This is a genomic window from Coleofasciculus sp., assembly GCF_046539235.1.
Lineage (GTDB): Bacteria > Cyanobacteriota > Cyanobacteriia > Cyanobacteriales > Coleofasciculaceae > Coleofasciculus.
This window is the reverse complement of the sequence record NZ_JBKHHI010000421.1, coordinates 1-5764: the sequence shown is the minus strand read 5'-3', so window position 1 is coordinate 5764 and position 5764 is coordinate 1. Positions and strand designations below refer to the sequence as shown.

The window sequence follows — 5764 nt, the reverse complement described above, 5'->3', positions numbered from 1 at the left end:
GCTTTGCATCTTGCTCGCTACTAATACCCAATTTAAATGCATGACAGCTTACTCACTTCGCGAGAAGCAAGCTACGTCATTCGTCATCATCGCTCTTCGAGAAGTAAGCTAAGTCTAAATAATTCATAAGCCCTAATTAATTCTATTAAACGACTCGAATCCATCCCCGATGTAAACCTTCATAAATCAGTTCAACTAAGTGTTCCTCTTCCATTGAGAGTGACTGCTTCGATAAAAGGGCTGACATAAACAGTCGTTGATCAATCCAGCTAATTTGACGCATATAAATAATGCGATGGGCAATTTGCTGGACGGGAAATTTGGGAAAGCAAACTTGAGCAGATTTCATTGGGTCTTTGGCAACGTGGTGTATCTCTCCTTGTATAAAATATATTAAAGAACTTATCGATTTTTTAACGTGATCAAATCAGCCGATTGTCAGTGATTATGACTTAACCAAAATTGTGATAAGTATTGATTCGCCAAGTGATGCTTCCTGAGGAATGATTATGATAAGTTTGTTTTTTTTAGGTGATCTAAATCACAAAATATTGGGAGTGACACTATATAGCACTACGCATTGAGGTTAGGACAATAAAATTGGGTGAAAAGGTAAAAGGCAATAGGCAATAGGCAATAGGCAATAGGCAATAGGCAATAGAGAAATGTCCTAACGTATCCCCGTAGTGCCATAACTTAAGCTGAATGGCACACTCCCTAAGGCTGGTGGGCAATGCCCACCCTACGGATATCTTAAGTAGGTTGGTGGAAATAAACTTAACTATGTTCAGTTATGTAAATACTCCTCAAACCCTTACAAATGACGAATGACGAATGACGAATGACAATCTCCGCCGTTAACTTTAATTGTCCCCACCTACTTATACCTTTTGTTTCCAATATTTAAATGCTTTGACCTGACCTAATTCTAATAGGTGCGAGTCTTTTAGAGTGAGGGTAAGGGTTGGCGGCGAGGGTTCAACTCCCAAGGCGGCGATGATTTGATCACCTAAGACTCGTCCGAGTCGTGGCGGTACAGCATTCCCTACCTGTCGAAATCCATGCCATTTCGTAACATGAAAGCGAAACCAGTCCGGAAATGAATGTAAACGTGCGGCTTCTCGGACTGAAATTACCCGTGGATATTCAGGATGAATGGGACGGGGGGAAGTATAGCTACCTCGATCATATCCAGTACCTGCCCGTAGAGTGTAGCAGGGTTTGCCCCAGTCTAGGCGTTGTAAGCGACTAATTGCTTCCAATTGACCAGGTGGTGTTTGATTAAACCGTTCAATTGATGCAGGATTGTGTCGGGTTCGCTTAGAACTGGTTAACAAGGATCGATTCCATTGGCGGGGATGGGCGAAATTAAAGGGATCGGTGATAATATTTCGTAGTTTTTCTACATAAGGCATCGCTAATGCCTGGAGTAATTGTAACTGGGGGAATGTCAGTTCTACCCAGTCTAAGGTCTGGAGTTGAGTAAAATCATCTAAATTCGGTAAATCCGCGATCGCATCCCGAACGGTACAAAATTCAGAGGGTGATTGCAATTGAGGTTGAGGATAGGTTAAAGGTTTAACTCCCACCTGATTTCCCAATATAAATAACCGTTGTCGCTGCTGCGGGACACCGAAATTAACCGCGTTTAGGACTTGTATCGGTTGAGTTATCTCATATCCGGCTGCTGTAAACTCGTACTGCAACCGATTCAACAAGTCTTGGTATTTGTTCAGACCTAAACCCGGAACATTCTCCATCAGAAAATAACGAGGCTGGAGTTCTTTGATCAAGCGACAGAACTCAAAGACTAAAAGGTTACGTTTGTCACAAACCTGACGTTTCCCCATCACCGAGAATCCCTGACAGGGCGGTCCACCAAATACTAAGTCTATGTCCATCCTGTGGCGATCGCTAACTCGAACCGGACGTTTTTGGCGATCGCACCAATCCTGCAAGGCTTTCTGGATATGTGTTCCGGTCAACTCAGAGACATCAGCGCACAAGACATGAGTCTGGGGAAAGTTAAACCCGTAGACAGCCGCGTGAATCGGGTCTTTTTCCACTGCGATCGCCACATCAAACCCCGCCTGTTCGATTCCCAAGGAAAACCCACCAACACCTGCAAATAAATCAATGGCGATAGGTCGATACCCTAATTTTGCCATCCCCTCACCCGTTGTTTTATACCAAGTTGCAGTCTGTAGGATAACATCAACAAAAAAGCTTTCTGCCTTCTGTCTTCTGTCTTCTGCCTTTTTATCCTAACTTTCAGAAGTTAGAGGTAACGTCTCCATCTGACTGATAATTTCCAATAGTGACAGTCCCAAACTCTTGTTCAACGCCGCATTACTTTCAGGACAACTGTGCTGCATCAAACAGCGAGGACAACCTTGATCACAGTCACACCCTTCTGCTAACACCTTAGCTTTGAAAGCAAAGTCCCAGAAGCGATGAAAAATAGCCTCAGATACCCCATTTCCCCCTGGTGTTGTATCAAACCAATACCCAATTGTGGGTAAGGTATGTTGACGGTTGGGTTTGTTCACGATTAGACTATTTACCTCCTGAGTCTCACTCAAAATTAATAAGGGTACAGCCAAATTAATTTGGTGGGTAATAGAATGTAACGCAATCTGTTCGGGTGGACAAAACCATAGACAGGTATACTCACTAGGAATCTTCTTTCCATACTGCTGAATCAATTTTTCTTTGACTTGTTTAACCTGTTGAGTCAAATAGTCCTGAATCGGTTGATTAACTTCGATTTGCAGTACAGGTGCTTCCAGTCGAGTTAAATAAGGCTGCTCAAAATTCACCGTTTTAATCCGTTTCTGGATTTCAGCAAACCTTGTCCTGCGCCGACAGTCTGGACATTGAGTTTCTTTGACAGGTGTATGGTAACGCCGACATTGAAAATTTTGGCAGGTTTTGTCGTATTCTAGACTGTAGAGTGTATATCCATTAACGTAATCGGTAATTTCTCCCCAACCCAGAATTAGGCGTATTCGTCCTTCCGGAATTCTGGTTGGCAAAATCTTCGGTTCAGCTAAGTAAGATTTGAGTTCAATCTCAGTTTCTTGTTCCGCACGAGTTAACTGCTGGGGATCTTCAGCTAGAGGTTTTAAAATTGCCTGTTGCTTTTCCAAATCCAGACTTTGACAAGAATACCAAACCCGATCGCCCCAAGGTGACTGATGCTGATAAATTGCCTCAGGAAAGACTTCTCGCTGGGCGTGTTTTTCATCCAATTCCTCAAATTCTTCCCCCGTCTGTTGATCCACTAATGTCACCGTAAAATGGTTCGTTCCTCGCATTTGCACGTCTTTATGGGGATAAGGTTTCGTCCACAATTGCTGGTGACGAGAGAGGGATAACTGGTGTTGATTCATCAACTGAATAGCAATGTCTGCGGCGGACTGACCAAAATACTGATAGAATTTCTCCAACGGAATCCCACTCTCACAAGCCCCACAAAGTAAATGCTGTTTGAGGAAGACTTGATAATCGGGATTACATACCGCACTTTCAACTTCACCTCTTAACAATAAGTCCGGGTTATTCCCATAAAAATAATCCAAGGCGTTTTGGGCAATGGGCAGAAAAATCACTAAACCAGGGCTTTTCCGTCCCGCCCTTCCTTGACGTTGACGTAACTGCATCAGTGAACCGGGATAACCACGTAGTAAGCAACAATCCAGTTCCGGAATATCAATCCCTGCTTCTAAGGCTGAGGTAGCCAGAATAATGCTAATTTCTCCCGCACTCAGTTGCTGAATAATTTGGCGACGATGATCAGATTTAAGGGAACCATAAAATATCCTCACTTGGGATTTAAGATAACCTTGTCCCCGTTGCTCTAAATGTTCTTGGATCTGATTTAATAGGGATTTGAGGGCAACGCGACTATTACAAAAAACAATTCCCTTCAATCCTTGATCTAACCAAGCTAAGACAATCGCACAAGATTCAATATTGGCATACTTAGATGGTGCTAAACAGAGGGTAGTCCGCGCCGCCGTTGCTGCACCACTGTTCTCGATTAGATACAGATTTCCCTCTCTTCCACTAAAGGTTTCGGCTAATTCCCCTGGATTGCCAATCGTCGCCGTGGCAAAGATATGTTGTAATTGAGTGGAATCTCCACCACTTTGATCGATCGCTAATCGTAATCGTCGCATTAGATTGGCAAAGTGGGCACCAAAACTACCGCGATAAGTATGGGCTTCATCAATTACCAAATAACGCAGATTTCTCAGAAACCCTTGCCACGATTGCCATTGAGGTTTAAAAACTTTAAAAAGTTGATGGTGGAGTAAGTCAGGGGTGATACAAATAATTTGCGGCGATTGTTCCAATAATTTAATCCGTTCAGCCATGGGAACATCTCCCGTCAGCATCACTACATTAATCCGCTGAAACTTCGGGATCAGGTCAATAATGTCGTGAATTTGCCGCAACTGATCCACCGCCAACGCCTTTAAGGGAAAAATAAATAGGGCGGTGGCGTGGGGATTGATCAGACAGGTTTCCAGAATCGGGAGAAGAAACGCCAGAGTTTTGCCACTGGCTGTTGGGGTGGAGAGTAAAATATCCCCCCCTTGACGCAACGCCTGTAATGAGGCGTATTGATGAGACCATAGAGAGTTGATGCCAATGGTATTTAAGGCGTAGTGGAGAACCTTGGGTAAATCCTGGGGTAAGGGTTCCGCCTTTTCCTGGGAAGCGGGAGTAATTTCTAAGGCGGTTAACTTTTCCGCATCGAGTAGGCTTTGAGCGATCGCCCGAAATGCAGGGGGTTGAATCGCGGCTATTTCGGCTTCACTGATTTGGGGGGTTACCGACGGAGACGATGCAGGGGTTGAGGATAATCGAGGATGGCTGGGTTCAATTGACTCATGCTGTCGAATTTCTTGGTAGGCGCATTCCAGATGGGTTTCTATCTCGGCTCGTTGCTCGGGAAACGCGGCGGTGTAGAAGGTTAAAGCGGCTTCCAATCGTTGAATGGCTTGGCGTAGGTTCCGAATGCGATCGCCTTTATTCCGCTCTAAATAAATTAACCCTAAATAATAGTTAGTTTCCGCCCAATCCTGGGGATCATCAGCCTGAGTGAAAACCTGAGCGGCAATTTCGTAGCCAATGCGGACAATTTCCAGATGATCCGTGCGATCGCCGCCAGGAAACTGGTTAATAAACTGACTAATTCCCCGCAGGCGTCTCGCCAGATCCGGCTTGTGACGATCATCCAATTCAGCCAACGTTGCGATCGCCCATTCCTGTAGCACCAGGGCAAACGTCTGATTCAGCTTATCAGAGTTCTGTGCCAGGAACGTATGCACCACAGATACATCCTCGTTGCTGGGGAAAGTAATCAACAACAATTGGTGGAGAAACGTCTTCAGGGTTTCCCAGTTTGGATCAGCCATGATCTAAGCCAGCATTCTGCCAGCGCGTTATTCCTATCAAGTCTGCTTGTTCAATTATTGTACAGATACATTTAACCCGGAAAAATCTGGCTATTGCTGGAAGTTTCTGAGTACGGCACAATCTGGAATGAGACGATCATGCCAGATGCGGAGGTATCTCTCCAGGTCCTTCAACAGAATGTTGAAAGCGCCATTGATATCACGCCCAATCGCGTGACCACAAGAGGGACAGACAAAATGTTTGTTGCCTCCTAGTTTTGTGTGGATATGACCACACTTTGAGCAGGTTTTACTGGTGTACTCTTCCGTTACGTCTACTACAACACAGCCATATTTAG

The 5764-nt window shown here is 44.6% G+C and carries 4 protein-coding genes; all 4 read right to left on the bottom strand.

Annotation, left to right across the window (positions count from 1 at the left end):
* Positions 1–145: 145 nt before the first annotated feature.
* Positions 146–349 (bottom strand): hypothetical protein, encoded by a 204-nt coding sequence (locus ACLFWI_RS25780; protein ID WP_446415287.1) that lies wholly within the window; start codon positions 347–349, stop codon positions 146–148.
* Positions 350–881: 532 nt separating this feature from the next.
* Positions 882–2168: a DNA cytosine methyltransferase gene (locus tag ACLFWI_RS25775; RefSeq protein WP_446415286.1), complete on the bottom strand. Its 1287-nt coding sequence runs from the start codon at positions 2166–2168 to the stop codon at positions 882–884.
* A 96-nt stretch (positions 2169–2264) separates the two neighbouring features.
* Complete coding sequence (locus ACLFWI_RS25770; RefSeq protein WP_446415285.1) at positions 2265–5426, bottom strand: DEAD/DEAH box helicase; 3162 nt, start codon at positions 5424–5426, stop codon at positions 2265–2267.
* Between the two features lie 90 nt (positions 5427–5516).
* Positions 5517–5764: zinc ribbon domain-containing protein (locus ACLFWI_RS25765; protein ID WP_446415284.1), on the bottom strand; the 248-nt coding region annotated here is incomplete at its 5' end.